This window comes from Methylobacterium nonmethylotrophicum (assembly GCF_004745635.1).
Taxonomy (GTDB): Bacteria; Pseudomonadota; Alphaproteobacteria; order Rhizobiales; family Beijerinckiaceae; genus Methylobacterium; species Methylobacterium nonmethylotrophicum.
In genome coordinates this window covers 1-26361 of sequence record NZ_SRLB01000047.1, presented here as the reverse complement: position 1 = coordinate 26361, position 26361 = coordinate 1, and the positions used below count along the sequence as shown (strand labels likewise).

General features: G+C 67.4%; 20 protein-coding genes. 13 read left to right on the top strand and 7 right to left on the bottom strand.

The window, feature by feature from the left end; genetic code table 11:
* Positions 1-653: 653 nt before the first annotated feature.
* Positions 654-1073 (bottom strand): phospholipase A2 family protein, encoded by a 420-nt coding sequence (locus EU555_RS36745; RefSeq protein WP_205821042.1) that lies wholly within the window; start codon positions 1071-1073, stop codon positions 654-656.
* Between the two features lie 711 nt (positions 1074-1784).
* Entirely contained in the window at positions 1785-3866 is a 2082-nt protein-coding gene (locus tag EU555_RS32800) for a calcium-binding protein (RefSeq protein WP_135419529.1), read from the bottom strand.
* A 692-nt stretch (positions 3867-4558) separates the two neighbouring features.
* On the opposite strand from EU555_RS32800, the gene EU555_RS32795 reads away from it, so the two are divergent.
* The 7 genes from EU555_RS32795 (at position 4559) to EU555_RS36485 (ending at position 10546) form a co-directional block, all read left to right on the top strand.
* A complete protein-coding gene (locus tag EU555_RS32795) occupies positions 4559-5002 on the top strand; it encodes a globin family protein (RefSeq protein ID WP_135419528.1) in 444 nt (147 codons plus the stop codon).
* Entirely contained in the window at positions 4999-6060 is a 1062-nt protein-coding gene (locus tag EU555_RS32790; RefSeq protein WP_135419527.1) for a DUF1176 domain-containing protein, read from the top strand. Before EU555_RS32795 ends, EU555_RS32790 begins: the two co-directional genes overlap by 4 nt.
* Positions 6061-6111: 51 nt before the next feature.
* Entirely contained in the window at positions 6112-6843 is a 732-nt protein-coding gene (locus EU555_RS32785) for a response regulator (protein ID WP_135419526.1), read from the top strand.
* 147 nt (positions 6844-6990) lie between these two features.
* Positions 6991-7698, top strand: a complete 708-nt coding sequence (locus EU555_RS32780) for a response regulator transcription factor (protein WP_135419525.1) — start codon at positions 6991-6993, stop codon at positions 7696-7698.
* A 25-nt stretch (positions 7699-7723) separates the two neighbouring features.
* Positions 7724-9676 (top strand): hybrid sensor histidine kinase/response regulator, encoded by a 1953-nt coding sequence (locus EU555_RS32775; RefSeq protein ID WP_135419524.1) that lies wholly within the window; start codon positions 7724-7726, stop codon positions 9674-9676.
* Positions 9677-9818: 142 nt separating this feature from the next.
* Complete coding sequence (locus EU555_RS32770; protein WP_135419523.1) at positions 9819-10379, top strand: hypothetical protein; 561 nt, start codon at positions 9819-9821, stop codon at positions 10377-10379.
* A 26-nt stretch (positions 10380-10405) separates the two neighbouring features.
* Positions 10406-10546, top strand: coding sequence for a hypothetical protein (locus tag EU555_RS36485; protein WP_167858737.1), 141 nt, complete (start codon positions 10406-10408; stop codon positions 10544-10546).
* Here EU555_RS36485 and EU555_RS32765 read toward each other — a convergent pair.
* The gene (locus EU555_RS32765) at positions 10543-12174 is read right to left on the bottom strand and encodes an alpha-amylase family protein (RefSeq protein ID WP_205821043.1); all 1632 of its coding nucleotides are present in this window, start codon (positions 12172-12174) and stop codon (positions 10543-10545) included. The two genes, EU555_RS36485 and EU555_RS32765, sit on opposite strands and share 4 nt — an antisense overlap.
* A gap of 945 nt (positions 12175-13119) precedes the next feature.
* On the opposite strand from EU555_RS32765, the gene EU555_RS32755 reads away from it, so the two are divergent.
* On the top strand, positions 13120-14025 hold the full coding sequence (locus EU555_RS32755) for a polysaccharide pyruvyl transferase family protein (protein ID WP_135419520.1): 906 nt from the start codon (positions 13120-13122) through the stop codon (positions 14023-14025).
* Here EU555_RS32755 and aspT read toward each other — a convergent pair.
* Together aspT and EU555_RS32745 are read right to left on the bottom strand one after the other, a co-directional pair.
* Entirely contained in the window at positions 14022-15713 is a 1692-nt protein-coding gene (gene aspT, locus EU555_RS32750; protein WP_135419519.1) for an aspartate-alanine antiporter, read from the bottom strand. The genes EU555_RS32755 and aspT overlap by 4 nt on opposite strands.
* A gap of 167 nt (positions 15714-15880) precedes the next feature.
* On the bottom strand, positions 15881-18664 hold the full coding sequence (locus EU555_RS32745) for an aminotransferase class I/II-fold pyridoxal phosphate-dependent enzyme (RefSeq protein WP_135419518.1): 2784 nt from the start codon (positions 18662-18664) through the stop codon (positions 15881-15883).
* Between the two features lie 553 nt (positions 18665-19217).
* Between EU555_RS32745 and EU555_RS32740 the strand changes: the two genes are divergently transcribed.
* The 3 genes from EU555_RS32740 to EU555_RS32730 all read left to right on the top strand — a co-directional run bounded on the left by EU555_RS32740 (position 19218) and on the right by EU555_RS32730 (position 22941).
* Positions 19218-20855: a SulP family inorganic anion transporter gene (locus EU555_RS32740; protein WP_135419517.1), complete on the top strand. Its 1638-nt coding sequence runs from the start codon at positions 19218-19220 to the stop codon at positions 20853-20855.
* Between the two features lie 377 nt (positions 20856-21232).
* The gene (locus EU555_RS32735) at positions 21233-21589 is read left to right on the top strand and encodes a hypothetical protein (RefSeq protein WP_135419516.1); all 357 of its coding nucleotides are present in this window, start codon (positions 21233-21235) and stop codon (positions 21587-21589) included.
* Between the two features lie 248 nt (positions 21590-21837).
* A complete protein-coding gene (locus tag EU555_RS32730; RefSeq protein WP_245524613.1) occupies positions 21838-22941 on the top strand; it encodes an AraC family transcriptional regulator in 1104 nt (367 codons plus the stop codon).
* A gap of 481 nt (positions 22942-23422) precedes the next feature.
* On the opposite strand, the gene EU555_RS32725 is transcribed toward EU555_RS32730, so the two are convergent.
* Positions 23423-23650 carry a hypothetical protein gene (locus EU555_RS32725; RefSeq protein ID WP_135419515.1) on the bottom strand — a complete coding sequence of 76 codons (228 nt, stop codon included), beginning with the start codon at positions 23648-23650 and terminating at the stop codon, positions 23423-23425.
* A gap of 355 nt (positions 23651-24005) precedes the next feature.
* Between EU555_RS32725 and EU555_RS32720 the strand changes: the two genes are divergently transcribed.
* Complete coding sequence (locus tag EU555_RS32720; protein WP_135419514.1) at positions 24006-24431, top strand: phospholipase A2 family protein; 426 nt, start codon at positions 24006-24008, stop codon at positions 24429-24431.
* 357 nt (positions 24432-24788) lie between these two features.
* Positions 24789-24971 carry a hypothetical protein gene (locus tag EU555_RS32715; protein WP_135419513.1) on the top strand — a complete coding sequence of 61 codons (183 nt, stop codon included), beginning with the start codon at positions 24789-24791 and terminating at the stop codon, positions 24969-24971.
* A 164-nt stretch (positions 24972-25135) separates the two neighbouring features.
* Here the strand turns inward: EU555_RS32715 and EU555_RS32710 are convergent, their stop codons facing one another.
* The gene (locus EU555_RS32710; protein ID WP_245524612.1) at positions 25136-25984 is read right to left on the bottom strand and encodes a DUF4344 domain-containing metallopeptidase; all 849 of its coding nucleotides are present in this window, start codon (positions 25982-25984) and stop codon (positions 25136-25138) included.
* Positions 25985-26361: the final 377 nt, after the last annotated feature.

Genomic DNA, 26361 nt, shown 5'->3' with positions numbered 1-26361 from the left:
ACGCAGGATTGCGGTGCCTCCGCAAAGCCTTGGCGTAATATTGCCTATGGTGCGCCTCTCAGTACGCTGTTTCGGTAGCTGCAAGGTTCCGGATGTCGGGCGTCCACTCACACTCAGGACGTCGCGCTTCCGCAAGACTCTGATGCTGGCGCCCAGAGACGGGTTCGATCACGTCCCTTGACTCGGATAAACGCTGATCTCCACGAGCGCTCTGGTTGGATTACCAGATGCTTTCATCGAATGCCGATGTGTAAATATCAGCGTTGCAGGCTGCAGGCCAGTCGTTCGTGCTCGCGATGGGCCACGACAAAATTGCAAGCCGAACATGCGGCAAGCAACTCCCGATCCAAAGCGGCTCCTCCTGGCTGCCGCAAGGAATGTCCGGTCGCGAGGGTTTTCCGGATACATGAATTCCTGACACGCCAACCTGGCATCGCCCAGTGTGTTGAGATCTCGGGTCCAACACGTCAAATATTCCCGACTGAGATGGCGTCAATGACAGCCCGGCGCCGAACGTTGAAGGTTTGGTGCGAGAAATGGTGCCTGCCAGTGCAATCGGTTCGGCGGAGGAGCGTCTCGGCTCGACACTGATCGATGCGGGCGAGACTGAGGATGATGAGTAACGAAAGGCAAACATCTCGGCGCGCGGCGTATCACCTGAGTCTCGTGAACGCAGGCCGTGGTGCGGTTGGACGCACACTCACGGGCATCGTGATGGGGACTATCCTCGAAGGGGCAGTCGACGCGTAGGTAGCGACGAGGCCGGCCATCATGCGCACCTTTTCCGATTGGCTCATGTCGAGGGCGATGGCTTGTGCTTCCCGCTCGAGCCGCAGGTTGCATTCCTTGAGTGGCAAGTCGTCGTCGGGCGTGCAGGCATCGTGACGCGAGCAGGCCGCGTCGAGGGCGTCGACTGGCGCAAGCGGCGCGTTATTGCCCAACCCGCAGTAGTTGCCGTGCACGAGAAACTTCGGCCCGCTCAACAGTGTTGGATCGGCCAGAGTGGCGGTTGTCCAACAGCCCGCGAAGACAGCGGAGGCGGCCAGCTTGATAGCAAACGTTTGGATGTTCATAGCAGCATCTCTCCCAGACTAGAGACTTGGGCGAACCCGGCTCAGGCCGGCAACATGGATCACACCTTGGCGCTGATTGCGTGGATTTGACTTCTACGCCTTATATCCAGTGCAAGACTCGACGATCTTGTCTCAATCCGATTTAATAATACAAGGAAACTTACCGTTGTGGCCGATCATGGCATGGTCGGCGCCGGCTTTGCTGATGGTGCTGTCACCGTCTTCTGCAAAAAAGAACTTTCGCCCGTGCCGCTGATCAGCTCGCCGAGCTTTTTCTTGTATTCCATCGTCATTGTTCTGACTCTCTTGTCTCAAGCTCAATCAGGTGAGCATTGCGAGAGAGATAGCCGCGCCGTATTTCAGCCGTGTCTTGCGCGCAAGAAGATTGGTAGGTTCATTGTGTCGTCACGTGACGATCCACGGTGTTTTAGACGCAACAGAGTGCTTCAGCCCTGCTGCGGGGGGTGGGCGGTGCGCGGGCGCAGGACGGAACGGTCAACGTCGGCCGAGCGCCGCCGTAGTGCCGACGCGCTGCTGTCGCGTGTCGGCTAGCAGTAGCGCCGCGGCTCCTGCGAGCGAAATCGCCTCGATAGGCGGCTCGGCGGACGGGCGATGGTGAGCGCCTTGACTGTCCGCATAATCTGGACGCGGACGGCCTCGACCGTCGCGTCCCGGATGCGGGCGCGCGACGTGGTGTACGGGCAATTCAACTCAGGACAGCAGGATATCTCCGGCCGTCACCGTCGGCGCGATACCGCCAACCTTGTCGAGTGTGGCGATCAGGCTCGTGCCACCCGCCGCCGCACCGTTGTCGTCGAACCAGAGCGTGCCATCGGTCGTGTTGTACACGACTTGGGGCATCCAACCCTTGGCCGCCCCGGTTGCGTTCGCCTCAAACCAGTGGTCAGGATAGTACTGGTGCTTCAGATTGACGAAATTCTTCAGTTCGATGGAGATGAAATCCTCGCCATGCTTGAAGTCGTGGAGGCGATCTCCACCTTCGGCCGGATTGCGGAACGCGAAGTTGTCTGCGCCAGCTCCGCCCCAGAGATCGTCCTTGCCGGCGCCGCCCTCCAGATAGTCGTTGCCGCTCCCGCCGCGAAGCGTGTCGACCCCGGCGCGACCGAAGAGGTCGTCGGCGCCGTCGTTGCCCCACAGCTCGTTGGCCTCCCCGTTGCCTCGCAGGTTGTCGCCATGGGCCGAGCCGTCGAGCGCCTCGATGCCCGTGAGGACGTCACCTTTCGCCTCACCCTGGTTCGCCGCTTGGTTGACGAGGTCGACCGTCACGCCGGACGAGGCGTTGCGGTAATCCGCCCAGTCGAAGCCGATGCCGCCATCGAGCACGTCGCCGCCTTCGCCGCCCTCCAGCCGGTCGTCACCGCCGCCGCCGTAGAGGTTGTCCACGCCGCCCCGCCCGGACAGGTAGTTCCGCTCGGCGCCGCCGAAGGCGGAATCGTCGTACTGGGAGCCGAACACGTTCTCGATCGAGACGAGCGTGTTGCCCTCCGCGTCGCCGCCCGAGCCCTTGCCGGTCATCAGGTTGACGAACACGCCGGCCTCCGACTGCGCGTAGGTGACGCTGTCCCAGCCGTAGCCGCCGTCCAGCGTGTCCGCGCCGCCGCGCCCGTCGAAGAAGTCGTCGCCCAGGCCGCCCTCCAGCCTATTGGCCACGTGATCCCCGAGGCCGAGGAGGACGTCGGCGAAGCGCGTCCCGACGATGTTCTCGACATCGGAGAGCTGGTCGGCGCCCGTGCCGCCCGTCACTCGGCCATCCGCATGCACGACGATGCCGGTGTAGAGATCGTAATCATCTGAGTAGTCGACGGTGTCGTTTCCGCTTCCACCGTAGATCATGTCGCCGTCGGCGTCGGCGTGGATCAGGTCATTGCCCAGGCCGCCATCCACGGTGTCATGGCCATCCTGGCCGGCCAGGATGTCGTGACCGTCCCAGCCAACAACGATGTCGTTGCCGAGCCCACCCCAGAGCGCGTCGGCACCGGTGCCGCCGATCAGCGTGTCGTCGCCGCCGTCGCTCTGCAGGTAGCCGCCGCCGTTGTTCAGCATCATGAAGTTGTTGGACTCGTTACCGTAGCCCCACAGGTACCCGCTGACGAGTTCCCCGTGCGCGTCGAACCGCAGGTTCTCGATGTTGTCAGGCAACTCGTACATGCTGAGCGACGTATGAACCGTGTCCGACCCACTCCATGGGCCGGCCTTTTCGATGATGACGTCCTTCACCGTGTCGACGGTATAACTGTCGTTGCCGTCACCGCCGACCATCGTGTCGGCGCCCGTCCCGCCATCGAGGCGGTCGGAGTACCCGTCGTCCCCGCTGGCATCACCCCCGTAGAGGACGTCATCACCCGCCCCGCCGAACAGATCGTCGAAAAGATTGCCGCCCTTGAGCACGTCATTGCCGGCGCCGCCCTGCAGCGTGTCCCAGCCGTCACCGCCGTCCAGGGTGTCGTTCCCGATCCCGCCGACCATCAGGTTCGAGAGACTATTGCCGGTGCCTTTGAAATCATCGAGACCGCCGAAGATCAGATCCTCGAGATGATCGCCGAGCGTGTAGGTTGTCAATTTGCTGATGATCGTATCGTGACCTCCAGTGTAGGTCTCGACGATTTTATCTCCGGCCGAGTCGATGATGTAAACATCATTGCCATTGTAGCCGATCATGATATGATCGCCGCCAGCTCCGCTGATGGTGTCGTCACCGTTTGTTCCATACAACGAACTGCTGCCCGTGCCGCTGATCAGCTTGCCGGGTGTCTTCTTGTATCCTGTCGGCATTCGTCTCACTCTCTTGTCTCAAGCTCAATCAGGCGAGCATTGAGAGTGGGATAGCCGTGTCGTGTTGCAGCTGCGTCTTGCGCGCAAGCGGGTCGATGGGCTGATTGTGTCGTCACGTGACGATGCACGGTGTTTTCGACGCAACAGAGTGCTTCATACGATTTGCGATCGATTGCTTCGCAATGCGAAAATCGGCTTCGCTCAGATGTGCGGAGCGCAGCTCCGCCGCGCGGGCCTGTGATACGGCATCCGCTTTGATCAACCGGATCCCGCGTCACCCCGGCTGCAGGGGGCTCCGGGTCAGCACGGAACGGTCAGCGTCGGCCGCGCTCAGAACCGGGCGTACATGGCCGCTCTCCCGCACCGTACCGTGACGGGCATGCCCCTCGGTGCGGATCGATCTGTCACGGGCCTGTGCGCGCCTTCCGGCTCTCTGCCACCTGCCGGGACGGAAGCGGCGGCCTGAGTGCGGTCGATCGCGGCGCCGAGACCACGATCGACCGAACAGCGTCGGGTGCCACGGGGGCGGCAGCACGGTCGGCCCGGACGGTGACGAGTTCCTCATCGCCCTCGACCGGCCGCGCAGGTCCGTGAGCGCCGCCTCACCGGCACGACACAATTCTTGAGCGTCGGCGGCACGGGCCTGAAACGGTCGCCGGCCACTCTCTCCCGACACCGCGCGGAGCCCGTCCATGAACCCCGACGCCATCGCGATCATCCGCTCCGGCTTCCGGCACCTCGCCGCGGAGCCCGACCACCTCGCCGCCCTCTTCTACGCCCGCCTCTTCGACCTCGATCCCGGCTTGAGGCCCCTGTTCAAGGACGACCTCACGCGTCAGGGGCGCAAGCTCGTGGCGGTGCTCGCGCACGTGGTCCAGGGTCTGGACCGGCTCGACACGATCGTGGCGGACGTTCGGGCTCTCGGACGGCGCCACGTCGATTACGGCGTCGTGCCGGCCCACTACGCCACGGTCGGTGCAGCGCTCCTGTCCACGCTCGCGGACCGGCTCGGCGCGACCTTCGACGCCGAGGCCCGGACCGCCTGGACGCAGGCCTACAATCTGCTGGCAGAGGTCATGCTGGAGGCCGCGCGGGAAGCCGCCCCGGCGCATCCCGCGCTGGAGGCCGTGCCGTGAGCGGCCGACGGCTGCTGGCCTTGTGCCTCCTCGGTGCTTCAAGCCAGGGCGTCGCGGCGCAATCCCTCGACGCATTCCAGGATTGGATGCTGGGCTGCGACAATCAACGGGCCTGCACGGCGATCAGCCTCGAGCCGAGCAGCGACGTCACGGGCGTCCACCTGAGCGTCGCGCGTTCGGGAGAGGGCGCGGCCGAGCCCGTCCTGCGCGTCCGGGCCTACGACGGGCGCCGCGGCCCGCGGCGCATCCGCCTGGCGCTCGACGGCACCGCGTGGCCAGATCTCGACGCGACCGCGCGGGACGGGTTCGGTGTGATCGAGGCCGCTCTGCCCGCCGAGCGGGTGCGCCCACTGCTCGCCGCGCTCCGGGATGGCGGGCAGGCCTCCGTCACGGTGCTGCAGGGCGCCGAGACCGGACCCGAGGTCCCGCTGCGATCCCGCGGCTTGGCCGCCGCGTTGCGCGCCATGGACGAGGCGCAGGGCCGGAGCGGTACGGTGACGGCGCTCGTTCAGCCTGGCCTGCGTCCGGCCGCGAGCCTGCCGGTTCCGCCGCCGCTCCCCGTCGTCGGCCAGGCGCGAGCGAGCACCTCTCCCCTTCCGGAACGCATGCCGGCTCCGATCGCCAGGGCCGTCGCGACCGCCGATTGTGACGAGCCGCCCGGCACGAACCCGATCCGAGGGTGGCTCGACGAGCGGACCTTGCTGTGGGGCGTCCTGTGCACGCGCGGGGCGACGCGCGAGACCTACGCGCTGTTCTCGCACCGCAAGGGCGACGCCGCGGCCCGCCCGGTCGCGCTCGTCACGCCGGGCGTCGCGGCCGGGCGCGAGGCGCCGAATCTCCTCACCGGCGCCACCTTCGACGCGAGGACAGCCACGCTGTCATTCCACGACGCGGGCCGCAGCTCGGGCGATTGCGGCAGCCTCGGCCGCTTCGTGTGGGACGGCGCGCGGTTCCGGGCGGTGCACGTCGCGGCGATGCCCGATTGCCGGGGCGTGTCGTCCGCGGACTGGCCGGTCACGTGGCGCGCCGCGGTGCGCGCTGGACCACCGACCCGCTGAGCCGCCACATTGACGGTTGCCGATGTCCCGACCCACGGAGAAGACGACGCCATGCCGACGATCGCGCTCGTGGACGACGAGGCCGACCTGCGGGACGCGCTCGCCGAGTACCTGACCGAGCGCAATCTTCAGGTCCTGACCGCAGGCAGCGCCGCGGAATTCCGCGCCCTCGCGGTGAGGGAGGCGATCGACGTGGTCGTCCTCGACATCGCGATGCCGGGCGAGACCGGCCTCTCGCTCGCCCGCTGGCTCACCGGCCAGGATGGCCCACCCGGCATCATCCTGGCGACCGCCGCCGGCTCGCCGCTCGACCGAGTGGTCGGCCTGGAGGCCGGCGTCGACGACTACCTCGTGAAGCCCTACGACCCGCGCGAGCTGCTGGCGCGCATTCGCAGCGTCCTGCGCGGCAGGGCCCACCAGGGCGCCTCCCGGCCGGCGCGCAGCTCGGCATCCGTGACGGGTGCGGCGATCCTGAGGGCCGGGACGTATCGCCTCAACCTCGACAGCCGTCAGCTCCTCGCGCCGGACGATCGGGAGATCGCCCTGACCGCCGCCGAGTTCGACCTCCTCAAGGTCTTCGCCGAGAGGCCGAATCGAGTACTCCCACGCAGCCGCCTGCGCGACCTCGCCCCCGCGAATCAGGACAATGAGAACGACCGCAGCATCGACGTGCGCATCACGCGCCTGCGCCGCAAGCTCGAACGGGATCCAGAGCGTCCAGCCCTGATCCGGACGGTCCGGGGCGAGGGCTACATGTTCGTGCCGCCGCAAGACCAGGACTGAATGCCGGGGTAGTCGGGGCCCGATCAACCCCGGCTGATCCGCGATGGCGACGACGCATCTCTCGACCCTATGCTCCCGATGCGCTAGTCAAGATCGGCCGTTCAGCCTGCCACGCAGCACCGTCGCGGTTCAGTACGGAGATCGACCGTGGGACAGCACGCGCAGATCGTGATCGTCGACGACGAGGTCGACCTCGCGCTCGCCTACGCGGAGTACCTGTCGGATCTCGGCCACGAGGTGACCGTGGCGCAGTCCGGGGCGGAACTCGATGCGCGCGCCGCGCGCGGCCCGATCGACCTCGTACTCCTGGATCTCACCATGCCGGGCGAACGGGGCCTCGACGTGCTGCGGCGGCTGCGGGCCGCCGCGCCGGTTCCGGTCCTGATCCTCACCGCCAATCCCGATCCGATCGAGCGGGTGCTCGGGCTCGAACTCGGGGCGGACGATTTCGTGGTCAAGCCTGTCGATCCGCAGGAACTCGCCGCGCGCGTCGCGAGCCTGCTGCGACGCTACGGGCGCGGACGGCGGGAGGTGGTCGCCTTCGAGCGCGCGAGCGTCGACCTCACCGCCTCACGTCTCCTGCGCATCGGCGCGCCGCCCGAGCGGCTCGGGCCCGGCGAGGTGCTGCTGGTGCGCACCCTCGCCGCCCACCCGAACCGGGTTCTCACCCGGGATGAATTGCTGCGGCTCGCGCCCGGCGACAGCCACGACACGCTCGACCGGGCGATGGACGCGCGCATCGCGCGCCTGCGCCAGAAGCTCGGCACCGCTTGCATCGTCACGGTGCGCGGGCGCGGCTACATGTTCGTGCCGCGCGATCAGGTTGCCGGCGCCGAGGGCGCCGCGCGCGGCTGACGGCCGCTGCTGCGGGCTGACCCCGATGGACGAGAGCGCAGACAGGATCAATCCCGACCCGTTCGGTCCCGAGGGGCCCGACGCCGTCCTGCTCCGCGCGATCATCGACTTCATTCCCGCGCGGGTCGTGTTCGTCGACGCGGCTCACCGCTATCGCTACGTCAACAAGGCCTTCCTGGCCTTCGTGGGACTTCGGCCCGAGGAGGTGATCGGCCGGCCTGTGGCCGAGATCGTCGGGGAGGCGATCTACCGGTCCTACGAGCCGGTCATGGCGCAGCTCGCGGCCGGCGAGATGGTGTGGCGCGAGGGATGGTTCGACTATCCGGCCTTCGGGCGCCGCTACGTCCAGGAGGGTTTGATTCCCTACCGGGCCGGCGCCGTGACCGGCATCCTCGCCTTCGCCCGAGACTTCACGGAGCTGAAGGCGCACGAGGAGGAGCTGGCGCGGCAGATGGCGGCGCTGCGGGCGAGCGAGGCGCTCGGCGCCGCAATCGTGACCTCCGCCCTCGACTGCATCATCGTCATCGACGAGGAGGGCTGCGTCGTCGAGTTCAACCCGGCCGCGGAAGCCACGTTCGGACGCACCCGCGAGGCCGTGCTCGGCCGGCAGATCGGCGACCTGATCGTGCCGCCCCACCTGCGCCACCGCCACGCCGAGGGCTTCCGGCGCTACCTCGCGACCGGTCAGGGAACGGTGATCGGGCAACGCATCGAGATCGAGGGCATGCGGGCCGACGGAACGGTGTTCCCGCTCGAACTCGCCATCACGGAGGTGCGCCTGCCGGAGCGACGGCTCTTCACCGCCTACCTGCGCGACCTCACGGCAGCCCGCCGCGCAGCCGGCGAGATCGAGGCGCAGCGCCAGCGTCTGCACCAGATGGAGAAGCTCTCCGCCATGGGCTCGCTGCTCGCGGGCGTCGCGCACGAGCTGAACAACCCGCTCGCCATTCTGATCGCCCAGGCCACGCTCCTGCGCGACAAGGCCCCGACGGCCGACGTGCAGCAGCGGGCCGCGCGCATCCACGCCGCCGCCGAGCGCTCCGGCCGGATCGTCAAGAGCTTCGTCGCCATGGCGCGGCAGAAGCCGCCGCAGCGGGAGCCGGCGGACCTCAACGCGATCGTGTGCGCCGCCGTCGAGATGACGGCCTATGGCCGGCGCAGCGCCGGCGTGTCGCTCGATCTCGGCCTCGAGCCGGATCTGCCGCCCATCCTCGCCGACCGCGACCTGATCGGTCAGGTCGTGGCGAACCTGCTGATCAACGCCATGCAGGTGCTGCTCGACCGCCAGGGCGAGCGGTGCATCACATTGCGTACCCTGTGCGAGGCCGGGATCGTGACGCTGACGGTCGGCGACAACGGGCCCGGCGTTCCGCCGGCGCTGCGGGAGCGGATCTTCGAACCCTACTTCACCACGAAGCCCGTCGGTGCCGGCACCGGGATCGGCCTGTCGATTTCCCGCAGCGTGGTGGAATCTCACGACGGCCGGATCACCGTGGGGGACCGGCCCGGCGGGGGCGCGCTGTTCCGCGTCGATCTGCCCGCACACGATGCGGGACCGGACCGGGCTGGGGCGGCTGCGCCGGAGCGGGCACCAGGCCTCTCGATCCTGGTGCTCGACGACGAGATCGACGTGGCGCGCTCCCTCGCCGAGATCCTCGACGACATGGGCCACGTGACTTGCGTGCACGATTCCGCGGGCGAGGCGCTGGCCGAACTCGGGCGGCAGCGGTTCGACGCAGTGTTCGTGGACCTGCGCATGCCGGGCCTCAGCGGCGCCGAGGTGCGGGCGCGCATCGCGGAGAGCGATCCGGCGCTCGCCACGCACACCGTCATCGTCACCGGGGACACCGTGGCCGGAGCGGGCGCGACCCGCGCCGGTGCCGATCCGCCAATCGTGATCGAGAAACCGTTCACTCCGGACGACGTGCGCGAGGTGCTGATGCGCCTTCGCGAGCGGCGCGACGACCTCGAACCCTGACGTCCACCCGATCCTGCGCCTGAAGCCACCGTGCGGTGGAGCATCAGCCGATGAGCGTAGACTCGCAACAGGCGCATCACCCAGGTCACCTCCGCGGAGGCTTACCTTGACATTCAGAGCGCCGCTGCGCTGCCGCATCGTGATGATCGCCATCCTCACGCTCCAGCCGACGGTCCGGGTCGATGCCGCTTGCCGCGCTTGGCGAGCGGCCACGGACGTGAATGGCATCCAGATCGGAATGCACGGGACCGGGCGTGCGATCCTCGGCCGCTGGGATGCGCCCGACTACCCGCGGCCGGAATCCGACGAGCCCGGCGCCGAGCCAACCTTCGTGCGCTTCGCGACCCGGGACGGTCGCGAGGAACTGCGGCTCGTCCACTACCCCGGCGCCGTCGTGGACGATTACGACGCGCTGGAGGTCCGGCGTCCGGCCGGGGGAACGAGCCCGGGCAAGCGCCTGCCCTTCGCGCAGTTCGCGACCGAGCGGCGAATCCGGCTGGGAATGACGGAGCGCGACCTCATCGCGCTCCTCGGCGCCTGCTTCACGCGTGAGCGGAAGGGGGACGCCGCCCTCCTCACGTATCGCATCGCGGATAAGGCCCATCCGGCGCTGAAGCGCTCGGGCATGCCGGCCTACGAGGCGACCTACGAGTTTCGCAACGGGCTGTTGGCGCGCTTCGCGCTCGGCTTCGAGATGCCCTGATGCCCGAGAACCCGGCGAGGAATCCCATGCGCGCGCGCACCGCCCTGTGCGCCCTCACGGCGCTTGCCCCGTTCGCCGCCGCGGCAAGCGGTGCGACGGGAGAGCGGCCGGCGTGGCGGATCGTGCGCGAGCACCGGCTCCTCACCGGCAAGCAGCTGTCATGCTAGCATGGATCAGACCTGAACCAGCGATACCCGTATGGGTCAAGTTCAATGATATGATATTTTTTGTTATCCGCTTCGTGGATCCGGTTCCCGAACAGCTCAACAAGCTCTTCAACTTCGCAAGAATCCAATCTCAGCTCAACCTGGCATGTTTCATCGCCAAGATTGTGCAGGATGATGATCGATTTCCCGCCATGTCGATAGCGATGGATGAAAACGGCCGGGTCATCGGTGCCGATGATGCTCATCTCGCCCCAGCCGATCTCGGGACACGAGCGCCGAACCGCGCAGAGCCGCCTCATCCAAGCCAGAAGCGAGGTCGGATCGCGCTGCTGCGCCACGGCGTTCACGGCACCGGACCCGAAGGGACCGGCTTGGATGACGGGGTGAGGCAGCGTCTCGGAGGGCGCATCGGTGAAGCCGCCGCACGAGCTGTCCCGCCACTGCATGCAGGTCCGCACCGCCCAGCGCTCCGGCTGCGAGAGATCGTCGCCCATGCCGATCTCGTCGCCGTAGAAGATCACGGGGCTTCCCGGCATCGAGAACATCAGGCTGTTCGCCAGTTCGATGCGACGGCGGTCATTGCCGAGCATCGGCGCGAGCCGCCGACGGATGCCTCGGCTGTAGAGGCCCATGCCCGGCTCGGGCGCGAAGGCGGCGTGCACCTCCGCCCGTTCCTCCGGGCTCAGGCGCCCGAGATCGAGCTCGTCGTGGTTGCGCAGGAACTGGGCCCATTGCCCGAGCTTCGGCAGGGCCGGCGCGAGGGAGAGGCCGCGCCGGAGCGGCTCGGCCCGGCGCCGCGCCAGGGCCAGGAACAGGTACTGGTTGATCAGGAACGCGAAGGTCATGTGCATGCGGCCGTGATGGCCGACGAAGTGGGGGATCTCATCGGGCGAGACATTCGCCTCCGCCAGCATGATGGCGTCGCCGCGCCGCCAGGACAGGAAGTCGCGCAGCTCGTCCAGGATGCCGTAGTTCCGGAAGATCGAGCCGTCCGGCTGGAACTGGTCGATCAGGAAAGGCGCCGCATCGACGCGGAACCCGGAGACGCCGAGCTCCAGCCAGAAGCCCATGATGCGCTCGATCTCGTCGCGAACGGCCGGATTGGTGATGTTGAGGTCCGGCTGATGCTCGTAGAAGCGGTGGAAGTACCACGCGCCGGCAACCGGGTCCCGCGTCCACACGCTCGTCTGGAAGCCCGGGAAGACCACGCCCTCGGCGGCATTGGCCGGCTCGCGGTCGGACCAGACATAGTAGTCGCGGTAAGGCGATGCTGGATCTGCGCGGGCTGCCTGGAACCAGGGGTGCTGGTCGGAGGTGTGGTTGAGGGGCAGGTCGATGAGCAGGCGCAGGCCGCGCAGGCGCGCCTCCCGGCTGAATTCCACGAAATCGCCGAGCGTCCCGTATTCAGGAGCGATATTGTAGTAATCAGTGACATCGAAGCCGTAGTCGAGCTGCGGGCTTGGAAAGAACGGCAGCAGCCAGAGGCAGTTCACACCGAGCTCGGCGATGTAGTCCAAGCGCGTCGTCAACCCCCGGAAGTCGCCGACGCCGTCGCCGTTGCCGTCCATGTAGGCGCCGACATTCAGGCTGTAGATCGTGGCCGTCTTGTACCAGAGATCGAGCATCAGCCTGTTTCTGGGAGTGAGGAAGCCTGCGGCAGCCGCTAAGGCGGACGCCGTCGTCACGGATCGCGGTGGCGTCCGGGCGAACGCCGCAGCGGCGCGCCGCACCTGCGCAGGCCGACGCGACGCTTTCACGTGAGGAGTAGGCCGGAGCGAGCCGCGCTGACCGCCGTAGCCCGTCGAGGCCCGGCCCGATTCAGGATGCGGACCCGGCGATCAGCTTTTCGCGCTCGAGTTCTGATTGCGTTTGTCGGCGTGGGTGACGGGTCCCTTGGAGCCCTTCGAGCCGCCGCCCCATTCCTGGGCCTTCCGGATCTGGTCGCCTCCGGCGTGGTCGGGACTCACGCCCTTGTCGCTTCCGCTCGCGCGCTTGCCGGATATGTCGTCTGGTCTGTCTGCCATCAGCTCTCGCTTTCCAGCGTCGTGATGCTCTCGTGGAGGCATCCGCGCTCATGGGGCGGAGAAGGGATGCCATCGGGTCCGTACACCCGACATTTCAGGGTTCCGCCCTCTGCCTGTCGCTAGATCGGGCTGGATTCGTGGGCGTCCATGCGGCCCCATCCTAAGGGTTGATCCGGGTGCCATGCCGGCCTGAGAGCACCAAATGTCGGTCATCGGCGCGGGAGCATGAATACGCTTCAGCGATTGCGAGCTCAGGCGGATCAAGTTTCTCGGCTCGGTCTCGCCGTTCCTTACTGCGCGACCGGCACCGACATGAGGGGCCGCGCGCGAGTCGGCGCCTCACGCGCATAGACATGGACGCGGACCAACGAGTCTCTCGACACAAGCGCCTGAGCCACATGCTGGAAGCCGCTCTCCTACCAATCGGTCGGCGGAGAGCGCCCAAAGGCAAATCGAGTATGCGCCGGTGGAAATGCCGACATCCTCAGCTCGAAGACTTCAGCCAAACCATTCCAGATTGCGTGGTAACCCCGTAACTATGCCAATATCATGAAATCGACAGACGGAAGCGATGGAGATATTATGGCTCCTATAATCGGTATTATTGGCTCTTACGGTGGCTTGAACATCGGTGATGAGGCGATTTTAGCTTCTTCAATTGCGCAGCTGCGCGCCGCTGCGCCTGATTTAGAGATCGTTGTCTTCTCGCGAGATGCAGAGCATACGCGCCGCCACCACGATGTGGATCGGGCTGTCAACGCGCGTACGACATTGCGCGCTCAGATCCGTCCGGAAGTGCAACGGCTCGACCTGCTACTCCTGGGCGGAGGCGGGATTCTCTACGATAATGAAGCGCAATATTATCTGCGTGTGACTGCACTGGCGCGAGATTTGGGAGTTCCTACATTCGCGTTTGCGATCGGCATTGGGCCTCTGGAACGTCGCGACGATCAGATCGCCGTACGTGATGCGCTTAATGAGATGGCTGGCATCACGGTCCGGGAGGTTACCGCCAAACGCCTGTGCGACGATGTGGGGGTCACCGTTCCGGTCGAGGTGACGGCCGATCCGGCGCTTCTGCTCGAACCACTGCCGTACACCGATGATATGCTGGCGCGCGAGGCGATCCCGACCGGGCGTCGTCTCATCGGCTTCAGCATACGGGAGCGGGGCGGCGCCGGCCCTGGCCCGGCCCCGCGTGGCTGGTTACCGCAAGACGTAACGCGGTGCAGACGGTGTCTGGCAGACGGTCTCTGCGCGAGTTTTGTGACGTCCTGGACGCTCGGCGATCATGAGAAAAGGCAACGATGCGCAGAAGCGCATAGGGGCACTCCTCCGGCTGCGGCGCGGAAAATGGCCAAAGTCGATCTAAGTGTCTCTCACAAAACTCCCGCTGCACCGACGCAGCCCCAGCGAACGGTGTCGGTGCAGCGGGAGTTTTGTCAGGTGCACTAAGTCATCAGCATGACCAAGACCATTCCCCAGATCGTCAGGAATGTGTTGCTGACCGCATAGGTGACCGTGTAGCCGAGACCGGGAATCTGGCTCTTGGCCCGGTCGGTGACCATCCCGAGCGCGGCCGTCGTGGTGCGCGCCCCCGACACGGCTCCCAGCACGATGGCATCGTCGAAGCGAAAAAGGTACTTTCCGGCATACAGGGCGAGGATGAGCGGCAGCGTGGTCGCGAAGATGCCCCACAGGAAGATGCCGAAGCCGAGCTGCTGCAATCCGGCGACGAATTTCGGGCCGGAGGAGATGCCGACGATCGCGATGAACACGTTGAGGCCGACCGAGTTCATGAACCACACGGTCGAGGACGGGATCCGCCCGAAGGTCGGCCGGACCGACCGCAGCCAGCCGAAGAACAGGCCCGAGATCAAGGCGCCGCCGGATGTCGAGAGCGTCAGCGGCACCCCGCCGATGGTGTAGACGAGCGCACCCAGGAGGGCGCCGATCGCGATGGCGCCGCCGATGAACATCACGTCCGCGACGTCGGTCGCCCGGTCGGGGTAGCCGATCGCCTTCGTGGCGGCGCCCACGTCCTGATTGCGGCCGACGAGCGTGAGAATGTCCCCGCGGTTGATCCTCGTGCTCGGCAGGATGGGGATGTCGATCGCGGTGGCCCCCCGCGTGATCTTCCGCAGGAAGACGCCCCGCGCCCACGGGCTCTGGGCGAGGTCCGCGAGCGACTTCCCGTCGACCTCCTTGCTCGTCACGTAGACGTCGAGGCCCTCGATGGGCACCGCGAGCAGCGCCCTGTCGTCGACCTCCTCGGCTGCGGTGCCGATCAGGTCGACGAGGACCTCGCGTCGTCCGGCGACCGCGACCACGTCCCCCGCCTGGATGACCGTATCGGCGGTCACGTCCATGACCTCCGTGCCCCGGCGAAGCCGCTCGATATAGACCCGCCGCTCCGGCAGCATCCGCTCGGCCTCCGCAGCGGTCTTGCCGACGATGACCCCGTCCGGCCGGACGCGATAGGCCCGCAGGTCGAACTGGTGCCAGGCGGTTCCGGGGCCGCCGGCGACCTTCGTGCCGCCGCGCTTCTCCTCGTACCGCTTGCAGGCCGCTTCGAGATCGATGCCCAGCAGGGCCGGGCCGAGGAGGGCGATGATCACGGCGGATCCCAGCGTGCCGAAGATGTAGGTGATGGCGTAGGCGACCGGCATCGCGTCGAGGTACGCCTTGGCCTGCTCGCCGGGGATCGGCAGCCGGTTGATCGCGTCGGTCGCGAGGCCCATGGAGGCCGAGATCGTCTGCGAGCCGGCATAGAGCCCGGCCGCAGAGCCGACGTCGTAGCCGCCGAGCCTCGCCGCGAGATAGCCGCCGGCAAGGCAGAACACGCAGACGACGACGGCGAAGAGGGCCTGCGGAAGGCCGTCCTTCGCGATGCCCCGGACGAATTGCGGGCCGACCGCGTAGCCGATCGCGAACAGGAACATCAGGAAGAAGAACGACTTGAGCGGCCCGGTGACGCTGATGCCGAGCTGTCCGATGATCACGGCGGCGATGAGCGTCGCCGTGACGGCTCCAATCCCCAATCCCTTGTAGCTGAACTTGCCGAAGTAGTAGCCGAACGCCAGGGCGATGAAGATGGCGATCTCGGGATACTGACGGAGCGTGTCTGCGAACCATTCAAACATGAGGTCGTTCTCCTGTCGGGTCCACCTTGTCCAGCTGGTCGCGCTCCGTCTCAGCACCATTCCTCCATCCGGATCGGCCGCTGCCGCAGCGGCCGCCGATCCGGCGAATGATACAGGAACGAGAGTCTCGGGATCGTGCTCAGGCGGGGCTGCCCAGGCGGGGCTGCTCAGGCCGCCCGGGACGTCTTTCGGGCGGCGTCGGACGATTTCGCCTTGCGCTTTGCCGCGATCGCGTCGGGCTTGAGCAGCTTCAGTCCTCGCGTCTTCTCGTATCCGTGGATTTCCTTGACGTCGAGCTTGCGCATGAAGTCGACCGTCTCCTGCGTCAGCACCTGGCCCGGCACCATGATCGGGAAGCCGGGCGGATAGGGGATGACGAAGTTGGCCGACACCATCTCGGGGCCCTCGCGCAGCCGCCGGTCGCATTCCGGACCGAACAGCGGCACGTACTCGCACAGCGACGGATCGTAGGCGCTGAAGAAGGCCGAGCGGATATCGCCCTCGGGCGTGCCGTCGCCGGAATCCTCCCGGAAGCTCTGGTGGAAGCGGCTGAAGTTCGGCAGGTCGGGCACGTCGGTCATCAGCGACGTGACCCGTGCGTCGAAGGCGGCGCGCTCGGCGTCGCCGCCGGTGGCCAACCGGTCCTCGATGTCGCGCGCGACCTCCACGAGCACGCGGATCAGGTGGGCGACGTCGCTGCGGGTATTGTTGATGTTCGATTGCAGCAGCACGCTGTTGCGCGACGTCTTGTTGAGCTGGATGCCGTATCGGCTCGCCAGCAACCCCTTGAATTGCGTGCCGTCGAAGCCTGCCGTGCCGCAGACGAGCGTCATGCGCGTCGGATCGAGGTAGAATTCGTCCTCGCGCATCGCGCGCACGACGTCGCCCCAGGTCGCGTCCGGATCGAGGTAGTCCTTGAAGCCGGACTGGCGGTACGCGGCCGGGATCATGCGCTCGGCACCGAGGACGGTGAAGTAGCGCGACACCAGCGGATGCGTGTTGACCGCCCGCCGGATCCTGAGCGCGATCTCGATCGCGTTCATGACCAGGCCGTAGCCCTCGAGCTCCATCTGGCGCCGGGCGACGTCGAGGCTCGCGATGAGCTGCTGGTTGGGGCTGGTGGAGGCGTGCGTGAACACCGCCTCCCGGAACTGCGCCTCCACGGTGTGGAAGTCGACGTCCTTGACCAGGAGCATCGAGCCCTGCCGGATCGCCGACATCGACTTGTGGGTCGAGTTCGTCTGGTAGACGCGCAGCCGCACCTGGCGCGGATCGGGGATCAGCCGCGTCGCCAGGAGCGCCTTGTCGGACGGCTGGCGTCCCAGCTCGCGCTGCTGGGCCTCGTAGGCGTCGAGCGAGGCCGGATCCCGCAACCAGGCGGCGATCTCGGCCGCCGCTCCCATCGCGGTGCGGGGACGGAGGAAGGGCGAGAACCGGGCGAAGCCGGACCACGCCTCGTCCCACAGGAAGACCAGGTCCGGCTTGATCGCCAGGCATTCCTCCATCACGCGGCGCACGTTGTACATGTGCCCGTCGAAGGTGCAGTTGGTCAGGTCGAGCAGCTTCAGCCGCTGCAAACGGCCGTCGGCGCGCAGGGCGAGCATCGCCCGCTTGATTGCGGTCAGCGGCACCGCTCCGTACATCGAGTATTCCGTCATCGGGAACGCCTCGACGTAGATCGGCTGCACGCCGGACAGCACCATGCCGTAATGGTGCGACTTGTGGCAGTTGCGGTCGACGATGGCGATGTCGTCGGGGCCGAGCAGGGCCTGCACGGCCATCTTGTTCGATGTCGAGGTGCCGTTGGTCACGAAGAACACGTGGTCGGCCCCGAAGGCGCGGGCCGCCAGGTCCTGCGCCCGCTTGATGGTGCCGGTCGGCTCGAGAAGGCTGTCGAGGCCGCCCGTCGTCGCGCTGCTCTCGGCAAGGAAGAGGTTGATGCCGTAGAACGCCCCCATGTCGCGGATCCAGTCGGATTTGAACACCGACTTGCCGCGCGCGATCGGCAGCGCATGGAAGGTGCCGATCGGCCGTCGCGCGTACCGCTTCAGGGTGTCGAAGAACGGCGTCTCGTAGCGGTCCTGCACGCCCTCCAGGATCGACAGATGGATCTCGAGCGGTTCCTCGACGGCGTAGAAGACCCGGCGCACGCAATCCGCGCTGCGCGCGCCGGCCAGATCCTCCACGCGACGCTCCGAGAGGATGAAGACATCGATCTCCGGACGGATCCGCTTGAGGGCGGCAGCGAGCCGCAGGGCGGAGGTGGCGCGATCGTCCTCCACGCCCAGCGTCCGCATCACCTCCCGCAGCACCGGCGCATCGTAGCGCGACCGGAACGCGAAGCCCTCCGGCACGACCGCCGAGATGATGGCGGGATTGATCGCGGCGGCGCAGAACGCGTCCTCGAACGAGCCGACGAGGACCGGCTCGTAGACGAACGCATCCTCGGGCCGGCGGAGCCGACGCAACTCCTCGGCGAGCGCCGGCCACCGCGACGCGGGCTGCGCCGTGACGAACAGGACTTCGAAATAGGGCCGGTGCTGGCTGGCGTCGCCGAGGCCGGGCGGCATCACGTCGCCGACCTCGTCCGACCCCAGTTCGCCCCGCGGGTCCCATTCCGCGGCCCGCTCGCGGTAGGACCGCGTGAGCAGGGCATTCGAGATCCGGAGCGCCATGCGGGCCGTGCTGCCCGCATCGTCGTCCGCGATCAGGTCGCGCAAGGCCGCCAGAAGCGTCTGTCCCGGATAGGCATGAAATCCTTCGACGGGCTCCATGGCCTGGATGGCGCTCTCGAGGTCCTCCCGCCGCTTGGTCCCTGCCTGCCAGGCTTCCGCGATGACAGCAATATCCCGCCACTGATCGAGCCGGGCGGAGTGCATGAGCAAGAACTGATCGATACGTTGCGAGCGTGAGGTCGCGCCCTCGTCGACCGATTGTGGGCTCGGCTTCATCGAGGATCCGTCGCTCGTCCGCAAAGTGGATGGCAGGTGCGGTCGGTCTGTCTTCGACATCGAGGTAACCCTCTGTTTGTCCGATCGGCCTGGGCGATGATCTTGCGGAGAAGCTCCCGTCGAGCGATGTATGTTAGAGCCGCTGTTTCCGACGACGCTTGATCCAACAGGACGCGTGACGGTTGCTTCGAGTCGGGAGCTCGCCCGGCACAATCATTGGGCGCGACGTCCTCCGTCGAAAACGTCCGCAATCCGAGTCACGGCAAATCGAGGCAGGACCGATGTCCAATCCGCCGAGATATCTGGCAAACCGGATCGTCACCGGCGGCGGCGCCTGGCGGCCCTCTCGCCCCCGCGGCTGAGATCCGGTCGGCCGACCACGCCCGCTCGCGACGGCCCGGGGCCCCTCCCGTACCGCATCCGCGGCGGCGCCCGGCCGGCGTCCTCCACGTCGAGATCCTCGGGGGCGGGACGCGGCCCCGGGGATGCAGCACTCCCGATCCGCGGAGACGGTCACATGGCGGGATTCGCACATGGCAGGATCGGACGACTGATGCCGGCCGGGACGACGGGGTTTCGCGCCGACGCGGTGGCGGGCGCCACGGCCGCGGCGGTCGTCCTGCCCAAGGCCATGGCCTATGCGACGGTGGCCGGACTGCCGGTCGCGGTCGGCCTCTACACGGCCTTCATGCCCGCGATCGTCTACGGCCTGCTGGGCTCGTCCCGGGTTCTCAGCGTGACGTCGACGACCACGCTGGCGATCCTGACGGGCGCCGAGCTCGGCACGGTGATCCCCGACGGCGATCCCGCGAGGACGGCCGCCGCCTGCGCGACCCTCACGGCTCTCGTTGGGGCGATGCTCGTCGCGGCGCGGCTCCTCAAGCTCGGCGCCGTGGCCGACTTCATCTCGCTGCCGGTCCTCACGGGCTTCAAGGCCGGCATCGGGCTCGTGATCCTGCTCGACCAGCTCCCGAAGCTTCTCGGTCTCCATATCGGCAAGCAGTCGTTCTTCGCCGACGCCGTGAGCCTCGTCCAGCGGCTCCCCGAGACCTCGGTGCCGACCCTGACCGTCGCGGGGATGACGCTGGCCGCGCTCATCGGAATGGAGCGCCTCAAGCCTCACTCGCCGGCGCCCCTCGTGACGGTCGCGGCCGCGATCGCGGCCTCCTGGCTCCTCGACCTCGGGGCCCGGGGCGTCCCGATCGTCGGCCCGATCCCGCAGGGCCTTCCCGGATTGTCCCTGCCCGATCCGGCCCTCGTCCAGGCGCTGCTTCCGGGCGCCGCCGGTATCGCGCTGATGAGCTTCGCCGAGAGCATCGCGGCCGCCCGAGCCTTCGTGGCGACCAGCGACCCTCCCATCGACGCCAACCGCGAGCTCGTCGCCACCGGGGCGGCCAATCTGGCAGGGGCGTTCCTCGGCGCCATGCCGGCCGGCGGCGGGACGTCGCAGACCGGCGTCGTGCGGGCCGCCGGCGGCCGGACGCAGACGGCCTCCCTCCTCGCCGCCGCAGCGGCGCTCGCCACGATGCTGATCCTGGCGCCGATCCTGAGCCTCCTCCCGCATGCGACCCTGGCGGCCGTCGTCGTCGTGTACTCCGTCGGCCTCATCCAGCCGGGGGAGTTCAGGGCCATCCTCAAGGTCCGCCAGATGGAGTTCCGCTGGGCCGTCATGGCCGCCATCGGGGTGCTCGTCTTCGGCACGCTCCAGGGGATCGTCATCGCAGTGGCCCTGTCGCTGGTCGGCCTTGCCATCCAGACCGCTCGCCCGACGGTCGCGGTGATCGGCCGCAAGCGCGGTGCGGACGTCCTGCGTCCCGTCTCCCCCGAGCACCCCGACGATGAGACGCTCGACGGGCTCCTGATCGTCCGTCCCGTCGGGCGCCTCTATTTCGCGAATGCGCAGAACGTCGGCGACAAGATCAGGCTGCTCATCGCGCAGCATCGGCCTCGCGTGGTCACCCTCGATTTCAGCCGCGTGCCGGACATCGAGTACTCGGCCCTGAAGATGCTTCAGGAGGGCATCCGGCGCACCGAGGCGGCGGTCTGGCTCGCGGGCCTGAACCCCGGCGTGCTCGACATGGTGAGGCGATCCGGCCTCGATGAGGAACTCGGCCCGGACCGCCTGCTTTTCAATGCTCGTGTGGCGATGCAGCGGTATCAGGACATGCAGGACAAACCAGCGCCCGATTGAGCCGGCAGTGCCGGACGCGCAGCGCGCCGGGCAGGCTCAACCTGCGGCGCGAGCGACGTCGCCCCTTCGTCTCCTGCCGTTTCAAGTCTAGGCCGAGCGATCGTCAAGCTTCCTGCTCCCGCTCCCGTTGCGTGGATGCTCGACGGCATGGGGGACACGCAGGCAGGACGCCCATATCCCCTCCATCGTGCGCGATCACGCGCGAAGCCTTCGCAGGTGAAAGTCTTGCTCTCACGAAGATATGACTCGATTTGCTTCCGCACCGCCCCTATCGCGATTTTTTTTGAACGCCAGGAACCCCCGGTGGCTGCAATCGACTTAGCCTATGACGCATGGTCCGATCGGTCCATTCCGACGCAACATCCAGGCATGGCCGCATGACCGACCCCTCGACGATCGGCGATCTCTACGACCGCAAGCGCATCACGGACGAGCAGATCGATGCCGCCGTAACGGACTACTTGAACGACCCGATGCCCGGCCCGCGCCGACTCTCGCAGGGCCTTGCGATCGATGTCTGCGCGATCATGGCGGCGAACCCTCACGCCCGCGAGGTGCTGGCGCAGCGTGACACGACCGAGGCCCAGATGCGCATGGCCGTGCGGACGGCGATCCTCTTGGCGGCGCCCATCTGGACCGCGGATGCGACCGCCGCACAAGACGCGTCCGCGACGGCGCGGCGCCGCCGGGCGCGCCGCGCCGGTCTGGAAGATACCGCTACCCATGAGAAATAATCCCTGCCTCCAGAGGCGGGAACGGGTGCTTCGCCCATCATCGGCCGCCTCTATTCCACAAAGAGCAAATTCCCAGGCGCGTGCAGACAGGGCATCCATGGCTCTGCATCATTTGTAAAAAATTGTGGTCAATTTCATGGAGTAACGTTCGATTTGCACGGCGATTCGATCCTAAAAATGGGGTTGCTAAGGTTCTCCTCTGTGATATTCACGATTGCCCTAACAGGGAAGCAAGGGGAGGTACAGCGATGCCCTCCTACATGTCGCCATTTCGCGACAAGAAAAATTTCCAAAGACCACACGATTATCTTTCGCGCGGTAGCACACGATCTCTCTCGATCGGGTCCATGCCCTATAATTTTGTCCACGTACATTCAATCCAATCTGTATGCGACATTCTTCTGGAAATGGGCATCGATCCGGATTCGATATTTGAGAAGGCCGGCACTCACGCGCAGATCTTCGAAACGGTCGAGGCCGTCTCTTTCGCGATGTTGGGACGCCTGACCGCCCTGGCTGCCGAGCAGGCGGGATGCGCCCATTTCGGCCTGCTCGTCGGCCAGCGCGCCACCCTGGCCTCGCTCGGTCTCATCGGAACGCTGATGCGCCACTCCGACACGGTCGGCGATGCCCTGCAGGCCCTCGCGACCCATCACGATCTCCTCAACCGCGGCGCCATGATCGAGCTGATCGTCGACGGTGGCGTCGCGACCGTGAGCTACGCCCCCTACGAGCCTGAGACCGACGGCGTCGCGCTCCACTGCGAGCGCGCCGTCGCGACCCTGACCAACGTCCTCCGCTCGCTGTGCGGCGCCAGATGGAACCCCGACGAGGTGCTCCTGCCGCGGCTCCACCCGTCCGACTCGACGCCCTATACGGGCTTCTTCCGAGCCCCGGTCCGCTTCGAGCAGGAATTCGCCGCGCTCGTGTTCCCGGCCCGGCTCCTGAGGCGGTCCGTCGACGGCGCCGATCCGTTGATCCGCGCGAGCGTGGAGGGGCGGATCCGGCAGTTCGAGGCCGCCATTCCCCCCGACGTCACGGACGAGGTCCGGCGGCGCGTGCGCTCCAGGATCGTGCAGAACCGCATCGAGAAGGATCAGGTCGCGCAGACCCTGGCGATCCACCAGCGCACGCTGGGCCGCCGGCTGAAGGCCGAGGGAACGACCTTCCGCTCCATCGCCAACCAGACCCGACTCGGCATCGCCAAGCAGCTGCTGGCCGACACCGAGATGAGCCTGGCTCAGATCTCGTCCGTGCTGGAATTCTCGGAGCCGGCGGCCTTCACCCACGCCTTCCGGCGCTGGACGGGGACGACGCCGAGCACGTGGCGCAAGGAGCAGCGAGCGAAGTAGCCGCAAAGCAGAGATCCGGGCCCGACGGCGCGACGCTTTGGAGGGGGCCGCGATGGCGCGTGCAGGTTTCCGGCCTCGTCGCCGGGCCGGCCGAGGCTGATGATGCCGGGCTCGTCGCCGCCCCGAGCCGGGCGCTCGCCCATGGTGGCGCGTCGATCCCGTCCGAGCCGGCGCGCGGCCGCATCGGCGGCCACCGGGCCGCCGTGATCCACCTGACGGTTGCCGATGCCGACCATGCGCTCGCCAGGCGAGAGGAGGCGCCGCGGCCAGCCCGTTTCGCGGGATCCGGCGAAACGGCGCTCGGCGGAGATGTCGCGCCGTCCAGGCGGTCGGCGGTCCGCGCGGCCGGCCTCTCCACCCGATCGAGGCGATCGTCGCGGGCGCGTGCACGATCCGCGTCCCAGACTGTCGGCCCGACGGTCCTGCTGGCAGTCCGCGCGGCGGAACGGGCCGAGCCGCACGTGGCGCGCGGCCGTCCCGATCAAACCTGCTCCACCTCATGGATCACGCTCGCCAGATAGAGTTCGATCCGGCGCACGGCCCGGGCATCGCTGCCCGACACGGTGAGGGCGATATCGCTGCCGCGATGATGCGCCCGGCGGATGAGGTCCTCGGCCTTGCCAGCCGCCAAACTCTCGGTCGCGGCGCGCAGGATCGTGCCCGTGGCTCCCGTCGTGATCCTGACTTCGAAGAATGGCGGTTCGGACATGATCGGATCGCTGCCTCTCCGGTCTGCGTTCGGCCGACGGCGCCCTCCGTCTCGGAGCCACATGGGCAACGCGGCTTTGATGCAGCGGAGATCGCTCGCCCCGCAGGATCCCGGGCGGCGATGACTTCATTCTCTCAAGCATATCCGGGCGCTGCCAATGCTGCAACAGAGTTGATCCGGTCCGGCATTTTGCATGCTGTCCTATTCGATCAAGCAAGTCGGATTTGCGAGCACTATCTTTCACACTGAGCGGCAGGAGGGCTGACGGCTCCCGGTGCGAGGCGCGACCGCCGACGGACCGACCGCGCGGCATCCTCCGCCATCATCCTTATCGAGGAAACAAGGAGTCTTCGTCATGCGGATCACGATCGCTGCGCTGGCTGCCGTCGCGGCGGGGCTCGCCTCGCCGGCCGCTCTGGCCCAGTCGGCCGGGTACGCTCCGGCGCCGAGCTTCCTCGTGCACGGCAACTATTGCGGCCTGGGTAACCGGGCGCCGCTCCCGCCGATCGATGCGCTCGACGCGGCCTGCGCCCGCCACGACGCCTGCACGCCCACGGGCGGTCTGCCGTCCCGCCGCTGCAACCTGCGCCTGTTCCGCGAGGCGGACCTGATCTCGCGCGATCCGCGCTATCCCGACAGCGTGAGGACCGCGGCGGGCTTCATCGCCTTCAGCGCCTCGACGATGCCCTTCGATCCCGCGCCGCAGCCCGCATCGTTCGAGGCTCCGATCTGGGCCGATCCCCACGCCTACCGGCGCGTGCGGGCCAGCTACGCCTACTAGAGCACTGCCGCGCCTTCGAACGGGCTCGTTCGCAGGCGCTGGCTCAGCCCGAACGGGTTCGCGCCGACAGGCGCCGATGCGCCGAACGCCTTCATCGATGTGTCGATGCAAAGGCGCCCGGATATCGGCATTTGATGTCGCCCCATTTTCTTCGACGAACCGGTATCCGCTTGTTCGGACGATGCGCGAAGCAGGTTTCGCAAACGTAGCCGCCGGTTTTGCGATAAGGACCTGCGGCCAAACAAGAACCTGGGCGGAAGACGCGTCGGCCTGCCAGCACACGTCTGCCGAGGGCAGGACCGGGCACCCCGACCTGCGGGCTCGCAGGGACACGGCAGCAGGGAGAGGCACCACCCCATGAAGATCATCCTCCTCGCCATCGGACTGCTCGCAAGCCTGACGGTCTTCATCCCGACCGACGCCGAGGCCGTCGTCTGTGCCCGAGGCGTCTACAGGGCCGGGTGCGTCGGGCCGCGCGGCGCGGTCGGCGTCCGCCGCGGCGTCTACGGGGCACGCGCCGTGCGCGTGCGGCGGTACTGACTCAGCGTCTCTCACAACAACTCCCGATCGCCGGCCTTGCTCAGTGTGGCGGCCTCGGCGCAGCGGGAGTCTTGTGAGGTGCACGAAGGCCGGCCTCCCGGGTGGGCTGGGGAGCGGACGGGACGCCATCGTCGGCGTCGGACGTCCTGCGCCCAGTCGGTCGGCTAACGCGATCGCCAGGCACGCCGGAGATTGGCGCCGCGATGGGGACGCACGCGAAGGTGCGGGACGATGAGCCTTTCGAAGGCATACGAGACTTGCTCGGTCTCCTCGCCGCACCGCTCGGCCCGCTCCTTCGGCAGGTACCCCTTGGCGACGATGTCGCCGTAGCGGTGCGGGTTCGAGCCGTAAGCCAGGCAGACGAGGTTGTAGAACCGCTGCCACGACAGGCCGTGCACGTCGGCGAACCTGCCCGTTTCCATCGGCTCCTGCCGGCCGAGCGTCGCGAAGAAATATCCGCTCCCGTTCACGACGTCCCGCGCCCGGGCTGGCGCGAGCTGCAGCAGGATGAGGGAGGCGAGCTGGTCGGCCGCGTCCTCCTCGCGCCCGAAGATCGGAACGCGCAGCAGGTGGAACAGCGCGTGACTGGTCTCATGCAGCAGGATCTGCGCGACCGGCCCGCGGATCGCCTGGTCCCGCGTGACCCCGGCGGGTGACTTGGTGCGCGGCGCGAGGTTCACGATCGCCGCAACCATCTCGTAGCACATCGTGACCGAACGGCTTTCGGGGTCGTACCACGCATTCGGCTCGCCGCCGCACCCCTCCATCCGAAAGGTGAGGCGGTGAGGAAGGCGGACGAGGCTGACGATCTCGCCCAGCCGCTCCAGCACGCGCTGCCGCTGGGCGGTCCGGTAGATCTCGCGATGGGCCGGGTCGGCCGGCGGCGCGTAGCGCACGGCGACACGCAGGCTCACGGGCTTCGTGGGAAAGGCATGGGCGGGAAAGCCCGTCAGCAGGACGACCGCCCCTGCGACGAGCGCGCGGAGCGCCCCGCCATGGATGCGCGCCGTCACGCCGTGCCCATGCCCATGGCTCGCCGCGCGCGAGCCTCGCCGCCATGCCCGACCCACCGTGACCTCCAGAGGGAGCATGCCCCGCAGCGCTCACGCGTGCGCCCGATCCGGCCGCCTGGTCGGCTCATCGGCACGCCGCACCCAAGTCATACGATGTTGCGTCGATATACGTCCCGAATAACGTCATTACCGCACATATTCTCCTGTTGTGCAAGGTCTATCGCAATGCTTTGTCGAACAGCTCATGCCACACCTGTCGATCCGTGTCCCGTTCGATCAAGCGCGTCACTCAGCACACCTTAGGGCCTGTTGTCACTTGAACCACAGTAGTGTGGAGGCAAGGCAAAGGACGCCCATGAAGCTGACGGCGGTCTTTT

Bases quoted from the DNA above. Each gene is read 5' to 3' on its own strand.
- EU555_RS32725 (WP_135419515.1), bottom strand. From the start codon at position 23,650: ATGTCCGAACCGCCATTCTTCGAAGTCAGGATCACGACGGGAGCCACG.
- EU555_RS32775 (WP_135419524.1), top strand. From the start codon at position 7,724: ATGGACGAGAGCGCAGACAGGATCAATCCCGACCCGTTCGGTCCCGAG.
- EU555_RS32755 (WP_135419520.1), top strand. From the start codon at position 13,120: ATGAAATCGACAGACGGAAGCGATGGAGATATTATGGCTCCTATAATC.
- EU555_RS32715 (WP_135419513.1), top strand. From the start codon at position 24,789: ATGAAGATCATCCTCCTCGCCATCGGACTGCTCGCAAGCCTGACGGTC.
- EU555_RS32745 (WP_135419518.1), bottom strand. From the start codon at position 18,664: ATGAAGCCGAGCCCACAATCGGTCGACGAGGGCGCGACCTCACGCTCG.
- EU555_RS32720 (WP_135419514.1), top strand. From the start codon at position 24,006: ATGCGGATCACGATCGCTGCGCTGGCTGCCGTCGCGGCGGGGCTCGCC.
- EU555_RS36745 (WP_205821042.1), bottom strand. From the start codon at position 1,073: ATGAACATCCAAACGTTTGCTATCAAGCTGGCCGCCTCCGCTGTCTTC.
- EU555_RS32735 (WP_135419516.1), top strand. From the start codon at position 21,233: ATGACCGACCCCTCGACGATCGGCGATCTCTACGACCGCAAGCGCATC.
- EU555_RS36485 (WP_167858737.1), top strand. From the start codon at position 10,406: ATGCGCGCGCGCACCGCCCTGTGCGCCCTCACGGCGCTTGCCCCGTTC.
- EU555_RS32770 (WP_135419523.1), top strand. From the start codon at position 9,819: ATGATCGCCATCCTCACGCTCCAGCCGACGGTCCGGGTCGATGCCGCT.
- EU555_RS32785 (WP_135419526.1), top strand. From the start codon at position 6,112: ATGCCGACGATCGCGCTCGTGGACGACGAGGCCGACCTGCGGGACGCG.
- EU555_RS32795 (WP_135419528.1), top strand. From the start codon at position 4,559: ATGAACCCCGACGCCATCGCGATCATCCGCTCCGGCTTCCGGCACCTC.
- EU555_RS32730 (WP_245524613.1), top strand. From the start codon at position 21,838: ATGCCCTCCTACATGTCGCCATTTCGCGACAAGAAAAATTTCCAAAGA.
- EU555_RS32800 (WP_135419529.1), bottom strand. From the start codon at position 3,866: ATGCCGACAGGATACAAGAAGACACCCGGCAAGCTGATCAGCGGCACG.
- EU555_RS32740 (WP_135419517.1), top strand. From the start codon at position 19,218: ATGCCGGCCGGGACGACGGGGTTTCGCGCCGACGCGGTGGCGGGCGCC.
- aspT (WP_135419519.1), bottom strand. From the start codon at position 15,713: ATGTTTGAATGGTTCGCAGACACGCTCCGTCAGTATCCCGAGATCGCC.